At 45.4% G+C, this 19,509-nt stretch carries 12 protein-coding genes and 2 pseudogenes; 5 read left to right on the forward strand and 9 right to left on the reverse strand.

The window, feature by feature from the left end; translation table 11 throughout:
- Positions 1-246: 246 nt before the first annotated feature.
- Positions 247-1,490: pseudogene (locus K7I13_RS13005) on the forward strand (TrkH family potassium uptake protein).
- Positions 1,491-1,499: 9 nt separating this feature from the next.
- The gene (locus K7I13_RS13010) at positions 1,500-2,228 is read left to right on the forward strand and encodes a potassium channel family protein (RefSeq protein ID WP_255946363.1); all 729 of its coding nucleotides are present in this window, start codon (positions 1,500-1,502) and stop codon (positions 2,226-2,228) included.
- An 85-nt stretch (positions 2,229-2,313) separates the two neighbouring features.
- On the opposite strand, the pseudogene malQ reads toward K7I13_RS13010, so the two are convergent.
- The 9 genes and pseudogenes from malQ to K7I13_RS13055 form a co-directional block, all read right to left on the reverse strand.
- Positions 2,314-3,869, reverse strand: a pseudogene (gene malQ, locus K7I13_RS13015) (4-alpha-glucanotransferase).
- 259 nt (positions 3,870-4,128) lie between these two features.
- Positions 4,129-4,812, reverse strand: coding sequence for a hypothetical protein (locus K7I13_RS13020; RefSeq protein WP_255946365.1), 684 nt, complete (start codon positions 4,810-4,812; stop codon positions 4,129-4,131).
- A 10-nt stretch (positions 4,813-4,822) separates the two neighbouring features.
- Complete coding sequence (fusA, locus tag K7I13_RS13025) at positions 4,823-6,910, reverse strand: elongation factor G (protein ID WP_255946386.1); 2,088 nt, start codon at positions 6,908-6,910, stop codon at positions 4,823-4,825.
- Positions 6,911-7,343: 433 nt separating this feature from the next.
- On the reverse strand, positions 7,344-8,474 hold the full coding sequence (locus tag K7I13_RS13030; RefSeq protein WP_255946388.1) for a hypothetical protein: 1,131 nt from the start codon (positions 8,472-8,474) through the stop codon (positions 7,344-7,346).
- 192 nt (positions 8,475-8,666) lie between these two features.
- Positions 8,667-9,455, reverse strand: a complete 789-nt coding sequence (locus K7I13_RS13035; protein ID WP_255946390.1) for an SPOR domain-containing protein — start codon at positions 9,453-9,455, stop codon at positions 8,667-8,669.
- A gap of 198 nt (positions 9,456-9,653) precedes the next feature.
- Positions 9,654-10,097 (reverse strand): dephospho-CoA kinase, encoded by a 444-nt coding sequence (locus K7I13_RS13040; RefSeq protein WP_255946391.1) that lies wholly within the window; start codon positions 10,095-10,097, stop codon positions 9,654-9,656.
- On the reverse strand, positions 10,094-12,928 hold the full coding sequence (polA, locus tag K7I13_RS13045; RefSeq protein ID WP_255946392.1) for a DNA polymerase I: 2,835 nt from the start codon (positions 12,926-12,928) through the stop codon (positions 10,094-10,096). The genes K7I13_RS13040 and polA overlap by 4 nt, the downstream gene beginning before the upstream one ends.
- A 128-nt stretch (positions 12,929-13,056) precedes the next feature.
- Entirely contained in the window at positions 13,057-14,643 is a 1,587-nt protein-coding gene (locus tag K7I13_RS13050; RefSeq protein WP_255946393.1) for a peptide ABC transporter substrate-binding protein, read from the reverse strand.
- A gap of 320 nt (positions 14,644-14,963) precedes the next feature.
- Positions 14,964-16,298 (reverse strand): DUF1015 domain-containing protein, encoded by a 1,335-nt coding sequence (locus K7I13_RS13055; RefSeq protein WP_255946394.1) that lies wholly within the window; start codon positions 16,296-16,298, stop codon positions 14,964-14,966.
- Positions 16,299-16,439: 141 nt separating this feature from the next.
- Here K7I13_RS13055 and rpoN point away from each other — a divergent pair, with 141 nt between their 5' ends.
- The 3 genes from rpoN to hprK all read left to right on the forward strand — a co-directional run bounded on the left by rpoN (position 16,440) and on the right by hprK (position 19,468).
- Positions 16,440-17,861, forward strand: a complete 1,422-nt coding sequence (gene rpoN, locus K7I13_RS13060; protein ID WP_255946395.1) for an RNA polymerase factor sigma-54 — start codon at positions 16,440-16,442, stop codon at positions 17,859-17,861.
- Between the two features lie 220 nt (positions 17,862-18,081).
- Positions 18,082-18,375: an HPF/RaiA family ribosome-associated protein gene (locus K7I13_RS13065; protein ID WP_255946396.1), complete on the forward strand. Its 294-nt coding sequence runs from the start codon at positions 18,082-18,084 to the stop codon at positions 18,373-18,375.
- A gap of 103 nt (positions 18,376-18,478) precedes the next feature.
- Positions 18,479-19,468, forward strand: a complete 990-nt coding sequence (gene hprK / locus K7I13_RS13070; protein WP_255946397.1) for an HPr(Ser) kinase/phosphatase — start codon at positions 18,479-18,481, stop codon at positions 19,466-19,468.
- Positions 19,469-19,509: the final 41 nt, after the last annotated feature.

Below are 19,509 nucleotides of genomic sequence, written 5' to 3' on the forward strand. Positions count from 1 at the left end.
TGCGCGGGAACCGCTCAGTACAGACAGATAACAAATCTGCAGTTTTATGATGATGCCGGTGATTTTTCCTGCTCTGTTTTAAGAAGACTTTTTATCCGTTTTTCCATCTGATAAATAACTGGATTCTTTTTATCAAATAAGCTATAAAGAAATATGCGCTTTCGCTTGTCGGCAGATAAGATTCAGCTCTTTTCTTATTTTATCGGTATTGCCCTGCTTGGATCAGCTCTGCTGTCTCTGCCTGTTATGTATGTCTCCGAAAAACCGGCCTCATATATTGATGCCCTTTTTACTTCTGTTTCTGCTGTCTGTGTTACCGGCCTTTCTACGCTGCCAATGGATATATATTCTCCTGCCGGATTGATAACTATTATGATATTAATAGAGCTGGGAGGCCTCGGGTTAGTGACTTTTTTTCTATGGTATATTGCTATTCCGAAAAAGAAAGTCTCGCTTGTAAACAGGGCGGTAATCCGCGATTATTTTATCGAAGATGTTGAAACCGATCCTAAAAAGATCATCCGGACAATTGCGATTTTTACCTTTGGCATCCAGCTCCTGTGTGCCATTATTTTATTCTTTTCAATGAGAACCTCCGGCGCTGAAAACCCCCTTCTCGATGCTTTTTTCTTGCGGTGTCAGCTTTTTGCAATGCCGGTTTTTCACCATACAACGACAATCTCGGCAGTTTCGGCACGAATATTACGGTTGTTTTGGTAGTAAGTTTTCTGATAATAACCGGAGGGCTCGGCTTTACGGTACTTTATGATTTATTTCACAGCATAATACTGAGAAAAAAGCGGCTCAGTTTTCATTCGAGGATGGTTTTACTTATCACAGCAATTCTTGTTGTATCAGGATCTTTGTTTTTTTTCTGTACCGAATATTTTTCCGCTTTGTCTGATATGCCTTTGAAGAAAAAAATCCTGTCTTCTTTTTTTCAGGCGGTAACGCCCCGGACCGCGGGCTTTGAAATTATACCTCAGAGGTTTTTTGCCGCGCCAGCCAAACTGATTACAGTTATACTTATGTTTATTGGCGGATCATCAGGGTCAACTGCCGGCGGCGTCAAAACAACAACATTTTTTATCGTGTTTATGTATATCATAAAAGGAAACGCTGAAAAAACAAATATAAATCTGTTTAACAGAAAAATCGCGACTGCCACAATTGAAAAAGCTTTTAACATAGTTATGAAAAGCATGCTTTGCATTTTTATTTCCGTGCTGCTTCTTCTTTTTTCGGAAAGGGCTCTGCTGGAAGCAGGGCATTATGGGATATTTGATTTGCTTTTCGAGTCTGTTTCCGCGTTTTGTACGGTAGGGCTGACAATAGGGCTGACACCGTCGCTTTCCATTGCCGGGAAACTTATTCTCATATTTACGATGTTTTTGGGCCGAATAGGCATATTTGCATTAGTACTTGGTTTTGTAAAAAGTGAAAAAGAAAAATTTGTTGAATTTCCTTCTGGTAAACTATTGGTTGGATAGGAGTCGGTTATGAAGCAGTTTGCAATTCTTGGTTTGGGAGCGTTCGGACAGAGAATGCTTGATGAACTTCTCGGCATTACGAGTGAAATAATTATTATTGATAAAGACCGGGAAATCATTGAAAAATATACCGATATGGCAAAGGCCGCCTATATCGCAGATGTTATAAATGAAACAGCGCTGACAAAGATTATTCCTCCGGAAATCGATGCAGTTATTGTGGATTTGGGCGGCAAGCTGGAAAGTTCAATAATGGCAATCAGCTATTTAAAAAAGATGGGGATAAAAACTATTATCGCGAAGGCCCAGAGCGATGAGCAGGGGCAGGTCCTTACGCTTGTCGGAGCCACGCGGGTGATTTTTCCGGACCTTGAAGCGGCAAAGAGGATTACTCCCATGCTTGCGTCTTCCCTGCTTTTCAATTTTATGCCCATTTCGCCCAAGCTGGCTCTTGCGGAAATCAGGGCTAATGAAGCCTGTATAGGAAAATCCATCCGGGACGCGAATTTACGCCAGCTGTTCGGGCTGAATATCCTTGCGCTCAGGAAAGAAAATGATGATGATTTTGTTTTTATCAACAATCCGTCATATGTTTTTATGGAGGATGATATTCTGCTTGTAGCGGGCGAAGAGGAAAACCTTCTGAACTTTTCCCGCCAGCTTAAGGAATTGCCGCAGCCTCACAGTGCCGGGCTTTTCAGAAATTTATTTTCTTCACATACAAAAAAGCCTGTATAGTGTTATTATACAGGCTTTTCAGTCAAGGTTTAAGGGCTGCCTTGGTTTCAGGAAAAAGGGATTTACCTAGCAGCCGGTTCAAGTATCAGTTTTCTTTCTCAGGCATATTGCGGGCGTACATAAATGAATATTTTCTGAGCCATGGTGCCTTTTCCCTGTCAAATTGCTGCGGAGTCATCCGCCAGCTCCAGTTATTTCCCAGTGTTGACGGAGTATTCATTCTTGCCTCGGACCCGAGCGCAAAAATATCCTGCATGGGGAAAACCGCAAAAACCGCGACAGACATGAGGGCTGTCCGAATCAGTTCCGGGACCAGTGTTCCCTTTGTGATATTTCCCCAAGATAATTGATAATCAGATCAATTTCTTCCTGGGATGCATGGTCAATCCAGCCCTGCATGGTATCATTGTCATGGGTCCCGGTATATACGAGACAGTTCGGGATATACATATGCGGCAGGAAGGAATTGGTAAATCCGTCCTTGCCGGCTTCATTTATATCAAAGGCAAATTGCAGGACTTTCATTCCGGGAAGATCAAAATCGTCTCGCAGCGCCCGTACTTCAGGAGTTATGAGTCCAAGGTCTTCGGCAAGAATGGGAAGGTCTCCAAGGGTTTTCTTAATAGCGTTGAAAAAATCGTGGTCCGGGCCTTTTATCCATTCTCCGTTTATCGCGGTTTCCTCGCCCGCGGGGATTGCCCAGTACGCTTCAAATCCGCGGAAATGGTCGATTCTGATATAATCAACCATTGAAAGCATCGATTTGATCCGGGCGTTCCACCAGGCGTAATTGTCTTTTTTCATTTCATCCCAGTCATACAGCGGATTCCCCCATAATTGTCCCGTTGCGCTGAAGTAATCAGGCGGAACCCCCGCGACAAATTTCGGAGTGCCGTCTTTATTAAGCTGGAATAATTTCTGGTTCGCCCATACGTCCGCGGAATCCGGCGCGACAAAGATCGGGATATCCCCGATTATTGAAATACCGTTATCGTTTGCGTATTTTTTCAGTTTTTCCCACTGGGTAAAGAAGAAGAACTGGATGACCCGCTGGAGTTCTATTCCTTCGGCGTTTTTTTCTTTCCACTCAGTTATGGCTTTTTCCTGATATGTTGCGAGGTCTTTGGGCCAGTAGTTGTTCCATAATTTTCCAAAAAGGTTTTCGTCCTGGGCTTTTTTATCGTAAAAAGCCTTTATATTCATAAAGAGCGCGTAATTATCAAGCCAGTCTGCCTGTTCTTTTTTAAATTTTTCAAAATCGGTGTTCTTTCCTTTCGCGAGGAAATTCTTTGCCGCCTTTTCAAGCACCGGGATTTTCCACCAGACTACAGACCCGAAATCGACAGGCCCGTTATATGATATATATTCGGGCGGGTAAATATCATCATGCGTAACATATCCCTGATCTTTCAGTATATCAAGATCAACAAGAAGGGGATTGCCTGCAAAAGTTGAAAAAGACGCATAGGGTGAATCGCCATAACCTGTCGGCCCCAGGGGAAGTATCTGCCAAAGGGATTGACCTGCTTCTTTCAGCCAGTCAACAAAAAAGAAGGCTTGTTTTCCTATTGTCCCTATCCCCGGTGTGCTGGGCAGGGAAGTTGGATGAAGCAATATACCGCTGGAACGTTTCAGATTCATGGAGATTCTCCTTTTCCCGGATGGTCCGGTTTTAAGTTAATTAATAGATCTTTACCGCTCCTGCCCGGACATAATACAGCAGATATGCGGGGCGGGCTGGGTTAAGACAAGAATTTATTATATTTGGGCAGCGAAATACCCTGTGAATACTATAAATGATAAATTTTAATTCTGCAAGCATAAACGGATAGACGGATTTCCGGAAAACAAAAAACCGCCGGAGGGTCCGGCGGTTTTCAGTACTGCGTATTATTACGGATTATTTTTCCGCAAGCAGAAGGGATTTAACATCCAGTTTCAGATCTGTAGTGTAATCTGTTTTATCGTGTTCTTTTATAACCCGGAGGGTAATCGAATCGGGAAGCGGTTCAAGGTACAGAATTACATCGATGTCATTTTCATAGGCTTTAATCGCGTCAGGAACGCCTTTTTCAGTCTTTTCCGTGTTCGCGCTGTACCAGACTGTCAGGTTTGCTTCTTTCGCAAATTCCTTCATCTTTTGCATTGCATCCGGAACTGCCTTTGAGAAGTCAAATCCGTCAATAATAACAGATTCCAGCTTTATTCCGCTGTCCATAAGGGCTTTTATTGTTTTGATTACCTGGGAGGTCCGCACCGTGTCCTGATTGAAATTAAGGAGAATGCGCTTGCTTACCAGCTCGTTTTTAACTTCCCCAGCCTTGTCCAGGTTTTTCTTTTTTGCAAGTTCGTCGAAAATGTTTTCATACCAGGTAATTATATGATCAGCCTGCTGGTTGAAGGAAACATGCACTACTCCGGTGCCCTGGAGCAGTTTGTCAATTCCAATCTGGACCAGAATGGATGTCTTGCCCAAGCCTTTCCGGGATATAATGACGCCGATTTCGCCCGGTTTTACTCCGCCCCGTAATTCCTTTTCAAAAATTCTTACGGCGCTGCGTTCAATAAGATCCTGTTTAACCATTGCTGTCTCCTTACTTCTGTTCTGCCCTGCGTTTTTCTTCATACTCTTTTATAAGAGTTTCCGATACGCTTTGCGGTACCTTACCGTATTTGGCAAATTCCATTGAATACTCTGCCTTACCCTGAGTTGATGAACGGAGAATGGTCGAAAAACCGAACATTTCGCTGAGCGGGACCTCTGCATCAACACGGGTAAAATTATCGTCTTCAGTAGACGAAAGAATTATACCACGGCGTTGATTGATAAGTCCAAATATATTTCCCTGAAATTCTTCAGGACTTTCAACTGAAACCTTCATAATCGGTTCGAGAATAGCCGGTTTTGCTTTCGGATATGCCTCACGGAAACCGCCGATTGCGGCAAGCTGGAAGGCTATATCGGAAGAGTCTACAGGATGGGACTGACCGTCGTTTATAGTGGCTTTTACGCCGACAATCGGGAATCCGATAAGAGAACCCTTTTTGACCGCTTCTTTGAAACCTTTATCACAGGAGGGTATAAATTCATTGGGAATTGCGCCTCCCTTTATCAAATCGACAAACTCGTAATCGTGTTCCGATGTCGGCTCGATAAATCCTGCGACGCGTCCGTACTGTCCGGAACCGCCGGTCTGTTTTTTATGTGTATAATTGAAATCCGCGCGCTGCGTGATTGTTTCACGATAGGCGACCTGGGGCTGGCCTGTCTCAACTTCACAGTTATATTCCCGGCGCATGCGTTCAATGTAAACTTCAAGATGAAGTTCGCCCATACCCTGAATAATGGTCTGGTTTGATTCAGGATCCACATAGGAATGGAAAGTGGGGTCCTCTTTAATAAACCGGTTCAGGGCCTTTGCCATCTGGTCCGCTGATTTTTTGTCTTTCGGAGTAATGGAAAGGTCTATAACCGGATTCGGAACAAACATTGAGCTCATCGCATAATTTAAACCGCCGCCGCAGAAAGTATCTCCGGAAGCACAGTCAATACCGAAAAGCGCTACTATATCGCCGGGCAAACCCTCATTGATATCTTCCATGGTCGATGAATTCATTCTGACCAGACGTCCAACCTTGAACTTTTTCCGGGCGCGGGTGTTATACAACTCGTCGCCTTTTTTAAGCATTCCCTGGTATATGCGGACATAGGTTAACTGTCCGTATTTGCCATCTTCCAGCTTAAAGCCAAGGGCTACAGTCGGTTTTGTTCCGTCGCTGTCAAGCGTTATAGGTTCTTCATTTTTATCAAGATCAAGCGCGACATTTTTTACCTCGGTCGGGTCCGGCAGGTACATGCTGACACCGTCAAGAAGCGTCTGGATTCCTTTGTTTTTATATGCAGATCCGAGAAAAACCGGAACAAGCTGTTCCGCCAGAGTCCCCTTGCGGACTGCCGCGTGAATCATTTCTTCCGTTTCCGCGCCTTCAAGGAAGGCTTCCGCAAGCTCATCAGAAAACATGGAAGCTGCGTCTATAAGCTCTTCCCGGTATTTTTGGGCCTCTGCAACAAGATGGGGAGGAATTTCCGCTACACGGATTTCCGTACCATTATCGCCTTCAAAATAGATAGCCTTCATTTTTACCAGATCAACAACGCCCTCAAGCTTATCTTCGAGACCGATGGGAAGCTGCATCATATATGCATTGAGACCGAGTTTTTCGCGGAGCTGCATACGGACCTTAAGGGGATTGGCCCCTGTCCGGTCGCATTTATTTACAAATGCTATTCTCGGTACATGATAGCGTTTCAGCTGGCGGTCGACTGTTATGGATTGCGATTGCACCCCGCCTACGGAGCAGAGGACCAGAATTGCGCCGTCCAGAACCCGGAGAGACCTTTCCACTTCTATGGTAAAGTCAACGTGTCCGGGAGTGTCAATAACGTTTATTGTGTTATCTTTCCACTGTACCTGGGTTGACGCGGACTGAATCGTAATTCCGCGTTCCCTTTCCAGTTCCATATTATCCATGACAGCCCCGACTCCGTCTTTTCCACGGACTTCGTGTATTGCATGTATTTTATTACAATAAAAAAGAATACGTTCGGAAAGAGTTGTTTTTCCGGAATCAATGTGTGCGCTGATACCGATATTCCTCATTTTAGAAATATCAACTGACATATTTTTATACCTCACTCGTTATTTTTTGCGATAAACGCAAATATTTTCCAAAACATGTTATTGTTTGCAGTATACCGAAAAAAAAGAGGCATTGCAAGTGATGCCCTTTTCCGGCTCCTGGTTTTTTACTTAATTAAAATTTCCAGTGAAAAAGTTGCGCTGACGGGGCTGCTGTCGCTGAAAATCTGGACCCGTCCTGAGAAATTTGCGGAATTTCCGGAAATCTTAAAATATGCTGAACCCGAGAGATCTATCTGATGAACAGGATCATATACTTTTTCTCTTTGTTCTATACTATAATATAACCCGAAAATATAGTCTTTGTGTATAGTTTGACGCAGTCCCGCGGAAAATTTTACATTCTGTAATCTTTCTTCAGTACCGGGATCCGTAATTTTTACTTTATATTTACCCTCAATTTTTGTGCCCGATTTCAGAATAGTAAAGGCCGTTCTGCCTTCCGTATCGAGGATATTATCTTTTTTTCCAGGGAAAATTTTCCGTTTACATACTTTGAGCTTATTTTTATGACTCCGCCCGCATAAAAACAGATTGTATCCTGCGATGCAAATTTATCAGCACAATAACGGTTGTATGAAGCAAGCAGGCTGAAATCTATTTTTTTTACCAGTTTCCGGTTAACCGGAATGGTGAACGCTGAAGACACAAAATACCGTTCCGGGATCGTTTCAATCGAACCTTTTAGGGTAATATATTCCCTGTCGGCGCGGAAAAGTCCGGCAGAAATATCCGCATATTTGAAATGAAGGGTAACCGCCGAATTGAGAGCTCCTTTTATATGCTGCAGAGGCCCAGCGTTCGCGAAAAATGAGGCGCTCCAGGTAAGCAGCTTGCTGTGAAAAACTATTTCCCCTGCGGGAATAAAAAGTCTGCTTTCCGGTACCTGAATTTGCGGCAGAAGCCATGAGGAATTCGATGACGGAATGGTTTTCCGTGTGCCTGCGAACAGTGACACAAGCAGGGAAGAATTAAGCGGCAGGCCGGAAAATTCCTTATTAACAAACAGCCATGCGGGTTCCTCCTGCGGCTGAAACGGATTTAAATAAGCTGCAAAATTCCAGTTTTTAATGAATAGCTCAATGCCTATTTCACTATCCGTAATTGAAGGCGTTTTTGTATTTCCTGAACTGAATACCGGATATGAGTGGGTTCTGAGGAATTTATATTCGGGTGAATACGTGTGACTGACCGGGTTTTTCGCGCGGGCGGGGAGTCCTGAAACCCCGACGCTCCCTGCGGTTATCGACCATTTCATATCAAGAAAAACCTTCGGTGTAAATCTGATGCCGAAGGAATAGACTGAAACATCGGTTATATCCGCGGGATTATCTGATTTCAGCAGCAAAAACCCGGAAAAGGGCGTTATCTTTGCTGAAAACTTTATGTCGGATTTTCCTTCCTGTATGGCATCACCCGCATGGCTGAATGCCGCCGAAAAACTGAGGGCATATACACCTGATACAGGATTGTTTTGCAGATTGAATCCCGCAAGAAAAACCAGAAAAAAAAGAATTCCGGGTTGAAACGGTTTTAAAAAACACATACCTGCTTATTCAGCAAAATCAGTGTTTTTGCCTGAACAAGCAGGTATTTTTATTTTTCCGTTCTGTTAAATCCGGATTATTCGAGGCGAGGGCTTATGGAATTAAACCCGGGGCCAAGTCCACGGGAGAGAAAAATACTCCAGACCGAAGGTCTGCAGCTCTTTGAGCTGACTGCTCTGCGGCGGAGTATTTTATTGTTTAGTTTTTACTTCCGAAACATAGCTTCCGGAAAAATCGGGCATATCTTTGACAGTTCCAAGCCAGTAATCGGCCTCCGCCTTTGTTTTGTAAGGACCCACGCGGACCCGGTATGTTGTTGAGGAATTCACTTCCTTCGTAAAAATTTCTGCGTTCAAATAACGGGCGGTCAGCTTGTCCCTTGCCTTTTCCGCATTCAGTTTGTTTGAAAAAGACCCTGTCTGTATCCAGTATTCCGTTACCGTGACCGGTTTAGCAGGCGGGGCCGGCGGCTTTGTCTGAGGTTGTTTTGGTTCCGGTTCCGTTTTTACCGGCTGTTTTGCCGGCACGGGCGCTGCGGTCCCTGTTGAGGCCACCTGGGTTGACGGCGGTTTTATTTCCTGTCCTGAAGCGGTTGTACCAGGCTGTGTCTGCGGCGCCGGCGGCTGGTCGGGCGACCTGGTAATTCCTGAAACATCAAGGGTGCTGTAGCCGGGAATTACGGTTCCGCTTTGGACAATGGTAAGATTGATATTTCCCGACGGAGGGGTAAGCGGAGTGTCCGGACCCGGCGTTTTTTCCGGTTCCCTGACCCAGGAGTCAGGATCAATATTTTCCGGGGGATTATGATCAAGCGGATTCCGCACATTTCCGGGAGTAATTTCAGGCGCAAAAGTCCTTGCCTGATTAAGTGACGGGCCGGTATTTTTTGATGGAGAGTAAAGGATTATAGCAGTACCGAAAATAATCATTACAAACAAGGTCACTGCAGCAACTATCCACAATATTTTTTTCTGTTCCATATTAGGCCTCAATTCCCCTATATGAGAGTAGTTTTTCAAGTTTCAATTCGAGTTTTCGAATGCTTCCCTGATTACACACTCTTTCTATATCGGTATCTTTTTCGAGGAATTTAGCAAAGAGAATTTTTTGTGCGGAAAATCGGGAAATTATCTGACCGGGTGGGATTTTCCGGCCAAAAAGTGCCCTGAAAAAGCGGATTACAGGGTTGGCGTCAATAAAAATGACGAATTTGCACTCTTCAAGTATGGGGGATTTATATAAAAGGGGGCGTTAATGACTATTTTTTTACCGGAATTATCCTGTATGAATTTATAGAGCAGATTGTTTATTTCGGGATAAATAATTGATTCATGAAGAGCCAGCAGGCCGGGATCGCTGAAAACTATTTTTCCAAGCTCCCGCCGGTCAATTTTTCCGTTTTCGTTGACAAGCCTGATTCCCTGATGTCCCGCTTTGTCAGAAAATGCAGCAATTATTTTCTCCTGTACATTATCCAGGGCTTCGTGGGCTATTATATCGGCATCGGCGACGGTAAAGCCATGTTTTTCGAGTATTTCAGCGGCGCGGTTTTTTCCCGCGCACATTGGTCCCGCAAGACCTATTGCCGGCCTGTTCTTTTTATCCGCCCCTGAGTCGCTCAATGAAAATCTCCCCAGTTCCGGCCCGATTCAATGCTTACGCTGAGCGGTACGGCCAGTGCAATAACTGATTCCATTTCATTGCGGACAAATTCTCTTACTTCCTTTGTCTCATGAATGGGTGCCTCAAGAATAAGCTCATCATGAACCTGGAGAAGCAGTCTGGTTTTATAGTCATTTTTCTCAAGCCCGCCGGAAATTTTTATCATGGCTGTTTTGACAATATCAGCCGCGGACCCCTGTATGGGTGTGTTTACTGCAATACGTTCGCCCGCGGCCCGCTCAATTCTGTTTGAGCTGTTGATATTCCGGATATACCGCCGTCTGCCCATAATAGTTTCCACATATCCCGTTTTAGCCGCCGCTTCCTTTATCTCGGTGATATATGACGCAACACCCGAATAGGTTTTGAAATAGGTGTTAATAAAACCTGCCGCTTCTCCCCGGGGAATTCGCAGTTCATTTGCAAGCCGGAAAGCGCTCATTCCGTACATAACGCCGAAATTGATTGTTTTTGCGGCCCTTCTCATTTCGGGAGTTACCGCTTCGGGGCTGACTCCGAAAATAAGACTTGCCGTTCTGCGGTGAACATCTATTCCGTCGCGAAAAGCCTGCTGTAAATTCGTATCGCCTGAAAGATGTGCAAGGATAACCAGTTCGATTTGTGAATAGTCCGCTGAAATAAGTTCGTATCCGTCTGCGGCGCGGAATGCCTGCCGGATTTTTCTTCCGTTATCATCCCGAATGGGAATATTCTGGAGGTTCGGGTCCCGGCTGGACAACCGGCCCGTAGCTGTTCCCGTCTGGATAAAATTTGTGTGGATCCTTCCTTCTTTATCCACAAGGGCGGGCAGGGCGTCAACATAGGTGGATTTCAGCTTTGCAAGAGCCCGGTAATCAAGAATTTTTCCGGGGACTATATCTTCGGAAGCGAGATCTTCAAGAACCGATGTATCGGTTGAAAAGCCTGTCTTCGTTTTTTTGCCGGGCGTGAGCTTGCGTTCATTAAAGAGTACTTCCTGGAGCTGTTTGGGAGACGCAATATTGAATTCATGCCCGACGATTGTAAAAATTTCCTTTTCCGTCTGATCAATTTCTTTTTCCAGTTCAACAGAAAAGTCGGAAAGGGCGCTTTTTTCGAAACGTATACCGACAAGTTCCATATCTGCAAGAATGGGTATCAACGGCATTTCCATATCCGTGAAGAGTTTATCCAGTTTATATTCTTTCAGTTTTGGCGCAAAACGTTCATACAATTGCAGGGTCAGGTCCGCATCTTCGGCTGCATAGGCTGTTGCGGTCGGGATAGGAACATCCTCAAATGTTTTTCCCTTCGGGACAATTTCATTATACGGTGTTGTTTTTAATCCGAGCTGGCTCGCTGCAAGGGATTCCAGGCCGAACGATGACCAGTCAGGGTCGAGCAGCCACGCCGCGATCATGGTATCAAATAATGTACATCTGAGGGTATTTCCCGGACAGTCAGTAAAAAGGCCCTGCTGTTTCATAATCTGATAATCGAATTTGCCGTTATGGGTAATAAGCAGCAGTTTCTTGTTCGTGAAAAGCCGTGAAAGGCCCGCGTATGCGGCCTTTTCAGGCATTAACACCGGAGCTTCCTCTCCGAGTTCCGGTGCCGGTCCGCGGACCGGCACATATACAGCTTCTCCTGTTTTAAGAGCCAGAGAGAAACCGACGAGGCGGTCTTCCCTGACATTGAGTCCGGTCGTTTCGCAGTCAAAGGCCGCGTATTTTTGGGCAAGAATTGCGTCTATTAAACCGGAAAATTCATCAGGGTCGGTCAGGGTCCGGTATTTTCCGGTATTCTGTTTTAAATCGGTTTCCGCGCGCAAGTTTGAAAGAGGGTTCGCATATTGGAGCGAAACAGTTCCTTTTGATTTTCCGCTGCTGCCGGCGGCTTTTTCTGCATTGCCTTCTGAATCGGCGGTCCCGGTTGATAAGATTTTTTCATCGCCGGAATAAAGCCGGGCAACGCTGGGAATTCCTTCCCGCATAAGAAGCCTGGCCGCCGCGATATTGTCAAGAGAGGTACTTGAATAGGTATCAATATCCTTTTCAAGGGGAACATTTGTACACAGCTCAATGAGCCGCCTGGAAAAATAGGCAGACTCCTTGCCTTCCTTTATTTTATTACCTATTGCTCCCTGCAGTTCATCTTCATGTTCATAAATTCCGTCAAGCGAATGATAGGTGTCAAGCATTTTAACGGCTGTTTTATCACCGACGCCCTTTATTCCGGGAACATTGTCAGAAGCGTCTCCGGTCAGGGACAGGAGATCGAGCATTTGTTCCGGGTTAACGCCCCATTCCTGAAAAACCTCGTCTGAACCTATCTTTTTCCACCCGCCTGATTTGTCCGTTTTAAGTATTGAAACATGGTCACCGACAAGCTGCATCAGGTCCTTATCGCCGGAGATAATAATGCATTGCCTTTTTTCTTCCCTGCACCGGACAGCCGCGGAAGCTATTATATCATCCGCCTCAAATCCGTCCTGCCTGACGATGGGAATTCCAAGTGCGGTGAGGATTTCCTCAATAACAGGAATCTGTTCACGCAGATCTTCCGGTGTTTTTGCTCTGTTTGCCTTATATTCCTCATACATCTCGTGCCGGAAAGTCGGTGTGCGCGAATCAAAGGCCGCAATAAAAAGTTCCGGTGAATATTCACGGAAGAGGGTATGCAGGTTCCGGAAAAAACCGAATACTGCTGAAACATTTTTTCCCTGACTGTTTACAAGCGGCCTGGAAATAAAAGCAAAGTATGACCGGTAAATGAGGCCATAGGCGTCAAGAGTGTATAAGGGCTTTTTCATACTGCAAAGTATAGCATATTTTCCTGAATAAGACGATTCCCTCAGAAAAAACAGTCAGATATTGCAGTTGGCTGTGAAGCCGGAGTACGAAGCCGGCTTATATTGTTTTTGCGCCTTCTCCCTGTTTTTCAATAGGCAAGAACTACGCCGGGGAGCGGAGGCCGCTGTATAAAATACATGAATTTAAAGGGATGAATATCAAGCGCGTTTGCATACCAGCCTGCAAGCCCCTCCCTGTCAATTACATTTACAGAGGGATTGTGTGAAAGGGGTAAAATAACCGAGTCTTTCAGAAGGACTTTTTCCGCGTCGGCCAGCAATTCGTACCGTTCTTTTGCTGTTTTCCGTGAGGCCGCATCGGTAATATACTTTTCAAAGGTAGTATTTTTCCAGCCTGAGTCATTAAGTGAAGACGCGGGACGGAACATTTCAAGAAAGGCAAGCGGGTCCGCAAAATCCCCAATCCATGATGTAACCCCAAGCGTATAATCATCTTTTCTGAGTGTCGCATAATATTCTGTATAGGGCCGGCTCCTGACTTCAATTTCAAATCCCAGTTCCTCCCACGCCGGTTTCAGTTTTTCAGCCAGTCCGAAATAATATTCCGATTCAGGGACGTATATAACCAGCGGCGGAACGGAAATTTCCGGAGGCAGGTTTTCTGCAATCAGGGCTTTGGCTTTTTCCATATCCTCTGTATTAATTCCCGGAACTTCCGGGTATCCTACTATGGGGAATACCAGGGTTGTCGCCGGAATAAGATAGTCTTCGCGCAGCCGGGTCCAGGGAACGGCCAGCAAAAGAGCCTCTCTGATTTTTGGATTTTGCCACGGACCCCATGTTGTGCGGAAAAATAAGTATTCTGTTGAAAACATGGGAGCAATCTGAATTGAGGAAATATCGAGTATTCTGTTCAGGAGCATTGCGCCGGCAAGCCACTGAATTTCTCCCCGGTTGAACCGGGCAGTCAGGGACTCCGCGTCATTATCAATAATGACCCTTATACCGGGCAGATATACCTGTTCTTTATCCCAATAGTAGGGATTTTTTACAAAATATATTTCCGTATCGCTTACCGAATCAATGCTGAACGGACCGCTTGATACCGGTTTGAACCCGGGGCCTTTTTTGGTTTCCGTTGCGGCCTTGAAATTTGAGGGGTGAACAGCGCTGAATGCGTGGTGGCACAGTATTTTCGGCAAATGCTGTGCGGGCATGGCAAGTTTTACCGTGAGTTTATATGTTGAATCAGCCCGTATGCCGACAGCCGCGGGATCTGATGTTTTTCCGGTCCTGTAATCCGCGGCCCCTTCGATGCAGTCCAGCAATGACGCGTAAGGCGCATTGACTGAAGGTCTGAGCAGATTTAACCATGAATCACGGACAGTCCGGGCTGTTATAAAATCTCCATTACTGAAACGTGCGTTTCTTCTTATAGTAAAGGTCCATTCCAGTCCGTCCTGGCTTTCAGTCCACGATTCCGCAATTCCCGGAACCGGGTCGAGATTATAGGGATCATATACAAAGAGTCCTTCATACATGGCTGTCATAACCTGGGCTTCATCGGCATTATAGGCCAAATGGGGCCGCATATCAGGAAAAGAAGCTGAAATATTGACAACAAGTTCGGATTGAGGAAAGTCAGGCTCTGCGGAAAAGGCGGGTGCGCCACATAAAATAACGGCAAAAAGAATCGCCCAGCGGAATTTAGACATAGATACTCCATTTTTCGGCAGGCTTTAACTATGTACGCTTCTGCCGAACCCGGGAAAGATACTGTGATTTTCAGGGACCGGGCTGTCATTTGAAAACCATACCCATGAAAAACACCAAAAAGATATAAAAGTAACCGGACCGGTTCTCAAAGTTTATCCGGGTGATACTAGTATGATACACCCTGAGTTTCTTTCAAAACCCGGTTAGTTTTGAAATTGCAACTCCTTTCTTTAAAATCGGTTACCGCTTTTATAACTGATATACCTTTTTTTTAATTATATCAAGCGTAACTCTGTCCGGGTCTTTGAGTTATCCTTTTTTATCCAAAGAGTCTGCGGCATTCCAAGTAAAACCGTTTTTCGCTGGCTTCACCCATAGAAAAACTTTTCCGGGGCAAAGGCCCCCGTTTTCCTATAGTCATAAAAAAGGATTCCTTTTCAACCGGAGGGAGCAGAATTGCTGTCGTGTTTTGTTCCTTTCCAAGCCGGAAAACCTCTTCTGACCCATGAATATAATCTATTTTTACTTTGGGGTTTTTCTCCAGAAATGTATCAAGCGCCGGCTGAAGCCTGCTTACCGCAAGAGCGGAATCAGGCGTTTCGAGGCAGGACAATTTTCCGCCGGAAACAAATCCGAACCTGGTTGAATCATCAGTGTTTACCAGTTCCGCAAGCTCTTTTTCAGAGCCGCAGGGGAGGATCGTCCCTCCCAGCTTTTTCTGCACAAACGCCGAAACCTCAGCTGAATCCGTTCCGAAAAGGACCCGGTGGATCGGTTCGAATGTCAGTCCTTCGTCAAACAGGTTTACAATTTCAACAAGGGCAAAACGGGCCGGATGCTTTTCAATATCCGGCGCGGCTGTGTTTTCTTTTTTGAATTCTTCCCATACTGCCTTCGCGGTTGCAAGGGAATGGTTTCCGTCTCCGACCGCAAACAGAAAACATGAACCATCATCTGAAGTGTTTTTCTCCGCAATACGGTTGAACGCGTCCGCTATGCGGCTGAATGCCTGTGTGCCGGAGATTTCCCAGCCTGTGATTGAACCGGCGTCCGCCATCAGCGGCGTTTCATACAGGGGCGGATGTTTTTTTGCCTGTATTCCCGCCTCTTCTATACATATTTTTTCCGGATCGTTTATCAGCAGCATAATGTGGGGCAGTTCTACAGGAGCGCCCCTGCGGATTTCCATGCGGGGAGGAATCCTGTCTACAATCGTGGCCTCGGTGGCCCTGATCAGGGCCTTTGATCCCGGCCGCCAGTCATAGGCTTCAAGATCTATTGCGGCAACTAATCCCTTGCGGGTCCGTCCGTACGCGGTTTTTCGTTCTATATAAATGAATCCGTGCAATGGTTTTGCAAAAATTCCGGTATCGGCAGTATTTTCTGCAGAACCGAGATATTCCTTCATTTTGCCGCGGATGGAATCCAGTCTGGATTCCCTGTCATCATCTTCAAGATAAATTTCAGGCAGAATGATATTCAGGGTTGAGGGGGCTCTGCCAACATAGTCGGCGGCAGTTTTCCAGTAGTTGCGGTCCTGCGTATATTGGTCGCAGGCAACAACAGCCCATCGCGAGAGATCATGGGTATTTTCCGGAATCAGAATATCCGGCACATGAATTCCTAATTCAGCCAGTGTTTCACTATAGTCCATAAGAGTCATCATACGGAAAAACAGGCACACAGACAAGTAAAAAGTATGCAAAATCTGAATAATCCCTGATAGCCGGGCCGATGATTTTCTTTTTATTTGTCTTGACCTTTCCCGCTTTTCTTCCTTATTCTGATACTTACCATGCAGAGGCAAAAACAGACACTAGTGCAGCAGCAGCGTCTCTCCCTCAGCCCCCAGCTTATGCAGTCAATCAAGCTGATGGCTATGCCTTTTGCCGATTTGCGTGAAACCATTTTTGAAGAACTTGAAAAAAACCCGGCCCTGGAAGTGATTTCAGATCCTTTTGAAACCTCAAACAGGCAGATGCCTGCGGCGCCGGTAAAGACTTTATCCCTGGCCTCCAAAAGAGGGCAGGAAGAAAGCGACCGCCACCTTGATTTCATTGAAAATGCGCTGTCCCGGGGCGAAACCCTTCAAACCCACCTGCTTGAACAGCTTGGGGAAATGTCTGTATCCGGGCCGCTTGCGGACTTCAGCGCCCTTGTAATTCAAAACCTTGACAGAGACGGTTTCAATATTGTGCCGCCTGAAGAGCTTCCCGGGGCTGAGAACAAAAAACTGCTTGAGGAATCGGTCTTTCTTGTTCAGGGAATGGACCCGCCGGGTTGTGCAACCTGCGGCTTTCAGGAATCGCTTGTTGTACAGGCAAGACTCCTGAAACAGGATACTTCCTCTCCCCGTATTATTTCCATCATTGATAAAACGATATACATCCTGGAAAATCATTTTTCCCTGCTTGAAAAGGCCCGTCCGGAGGTCCTTGTAAAAAACTTTGCTAAAAACAGCCCTCCCGATTTTGTGATAACTCTGGCGGAAGCGGAAGAAATTTTAACCATTATCCGCAGCCTTGATCCTTTTCCCGGACGTATCTTTGACAGCGCTCCCGATTCCTACATTGTTCCCGATGTATTTGTAAAAAGGACGGAAGAAGGTTTTTCTATTGTCATCAATGATGAAGAAATCCCGGTTCTGGGAATTTCTCCCTTTTTTAAAAAAATGGAAAATGAAAAACATGCGCAGGGGATCGATGCAAAGGAGACCTCTTCCGAACGGAAATTTGTCCGCGAGTCAGTAAAAGAAGCCCGCTGGTTTATTCATACGCTGGAAAGACGGAACCAGACAATACGGAAAGTTGCTTCCGCCATTGTCGATTTCCAGCAGAATTTCTTTTTATATGGGCCCTCCCGTCTTGCCCCTCTCAGAATGAAGGATGTTGCCGAGGAAATCGGTATGCATGAGGCCACTGTGTCCCGCGCCGCAAACGGAAAATATCTGCAGTGCAGCTGGGGTATTTTTGAGATACGTTATTTTTTCAGTACCCAGGTCGGTTCGCCCCGCAGTTCCGGAACTTCTTCTTCCGCCGGACAGCATTCCCGCCAGAGCGTTAAGGAAGTAATCCGCCAGATAATCGAAAACTCTTCGGAGCCGCTTTCGGACCAGAAAATTGCCGACCAATTGGCGCTCCGGGGCATCAAAATAGCCCGCCGTACAGTCGCAAAATACCGTGCCGAATTGACCATAGGTTCATCCTATGACCGGTAAAAAAATAAATAGAAAGGTACCTTTCTATTTGTGAAACCATATTCCCCTGAAATCAGAAATACAAAAAATAAACCGCCGGGTATATATTAAAAAGACCGCGCGGATTATGTAAACTTACTTTTGCAAATTACCGGAAACCGTATTATTATTTAGGGTAAAGTACCCGGAGGATTGCATCAGTTGAGCTTAACCCGGGACGTTATTATCAGGAGGTCCAGCCATGAATATCAATGTGCAGGCAGTAAAGTTTACGTTGGATGAGGATCAGAAAACATTTATTGACAGGAAACTCGAACGGATTAAATATGCGGAGGATCTAATAACTGATATACTTTTAACTATAAAATTTGACAGGAAATTTTCCTATGATTGTACGGTAAATTTCAGATGGGGCGGAAATGCCCATGTTTCAGCGGAAGATTATGAATTTAACGCGGGAATCAACAAGCTGATGGATGTTCTTGACCAAAAGGTAAAAAAGGAAAAAGATAAGGTCCAGGAGAAAAACAAGTAATTTGAGACTGTCCGGCATTTTCAAAATGCCGGATATTGCCAAAAAAAGCGGTGTTTCCGGCAATGTACTTTACAAGAAAGAATATAGCAGGGTATAGTTCGATATGCCTGTAAAACGGTTTTCCGTGCTGGATTTATTAGCTCTTGACCTCAAGGAACATGACTCTCTTGACCTGAGGTGCCTCTGCGGGCGGCGCGGTTTAATGCGGATTATTACAATTCCTGATTTAAACCGGCCCGGACTCGCATTATCAGGCTTTTTTGATTCATTTGCCTATCAGAGGGTTCAGCTTTTCGGCCGGGGAGAAATGGCCTACCTGAATAAAATCGTCTCCGAAGGAAAAACCGAAACAATACAGCAGCTTTTTTCTTTTCCGCTTCCCTGCTGTATTTTTACGCATAACCTGGAGCCTCCTCAGATACTGATGGATCTGGCAGAGGAAGTGGGGTGTCCGGTACTCCAGACCAGTCTTGATTCAAGTGAATTTTCTTCGAGGCTGCTCAGAATTCTGTCAAATATTTTCGCGCCGAGAATTACCATTCACGGTGTTCTGGTGGAAGTATACGGACTCGGAATTCTCATTTCAGGTGATTCCGGTGTAGGAAAAAGTGAAACCGCTCTGGAACTCATTGAAAGGGGCCACCGCCTTGTCGCGGATGATGTGGTTGAAATTTCCTGTGTTAACGGAAACGTCCTTATAGGCCGCGGTGCCAATAAGGTTATCGGACACCACATGGAAATCAGGGGGCTGGGGATTATTAACATAACCCAGTTATACGGCGTCGGTTCCATCCGGGAAAGCAAGGAAGTCCAGATTGTAGCCCAATTGGAAGAATGGGACGCAAATAAGGTATATGACAGAATAGGTACCAATGAATTAACAATGGATATTCTTGGGGTCAAGGTACCAAAATTGGAAATTCCTGTTAAACCGGGAAGAAATGTTCCGATTATTCTTGAAACAGCGGCAATGAATGAACGCCTGAAAAGTATGGGCTATTTTTCTGCAAAAGAATTCAATCAAAATGTTCTTAAATGGATTGAAACGGATGCAGCCCGGGCTCCATACTACGGCGATGAAGATTCATATTAAAAATTGAGGTACTGCCTCGTTTACCAGAGGGGACACAGACA

The sequence above is a fragment of the Brucepastera parasyntrophica genome, assembly GCF_022376835.1.
Taxonomy (GTDB): domain Bacteria; phylum Spirochaetota; class Spirochaetia; order Treponematales; family Treponemataceae; genus Brucepastera; species Brucepastera parasyntrophica.

Coding starts and splice junctions, on each gene's coding strand:
- K7I13_RS13010 (WP_255946363.1), top strand. CDS start 1,500: ATGAAGCAGTTTGCAATTCTTGGTTTGGGAGCGTTCGGACAGAGAATG.
- K7I13_RS13020 (WP_255946365.1), bottom strand. CDS start 4,812: ATGGTTAAACAGGATCTTATTGAACGCAGCGCCGTAAGAATTTTTGAA.
- fusA (WP_255946386.1), bottom strand. CDS start 6,910: ATGTCAGTTGATATTTCTAAAATGAGGAATATCGGTATCAGCGCACAC.
- K7I13_RS13030 (WP_255946388.1), bottom strand. CDS start 8,474: ATGTGTTTTTTAAAACCGTTTCAACCCGGAATTCTTTTTTTTCTGGTT.
- K7I13_RS13035 (WP_255946390.1), bottom strand. CDS start 9,455: ATGGAACAGAAAAAAATATTGTGGATAGTTGCTGCAGTGACCTTGTTT.
- polA (WP_255946392.1), bottom strand. CDS start 12,928: ATGAAAAAGCCCTTATACACTCTTGACGCCTATGGCCTCATTTACCGG.
- K7I13_RS13050 (WP_255946393.1), bottom strand. CDS start 14,643: ATGTCTAAATTCCGCTGGGCGATTCTTTTTGCCGTTATTTTATGTGGC.
- K7I13_RS13055 (WP_255946394.1), bottom strand. CDS start 16,298: ATGGACTATAGTGAAACACTGGCTGAATTAGGAATTCATGTGCCGGAT.
- rpoN (WP_255946395.1), top strand. CDS start 16,440: ATGCAGAGGCAAAAACAGACACTAGTGCAGCAGCAGCGTCTCTCCCTC.
- K7I13_RS13065 (WP_255946396.1), top strand. CDS start 18,082: ATGAATATCAATGTGCAGGCAGTAAAGTTTACGTTGGATGAGGATCAG.
- hprK (WP_255946397.1), top strand. CDS start 18,479: ATGCCTGTAAAACGGTTTTCCGTGCTGGATTTATTAGCTCTTGACCTC.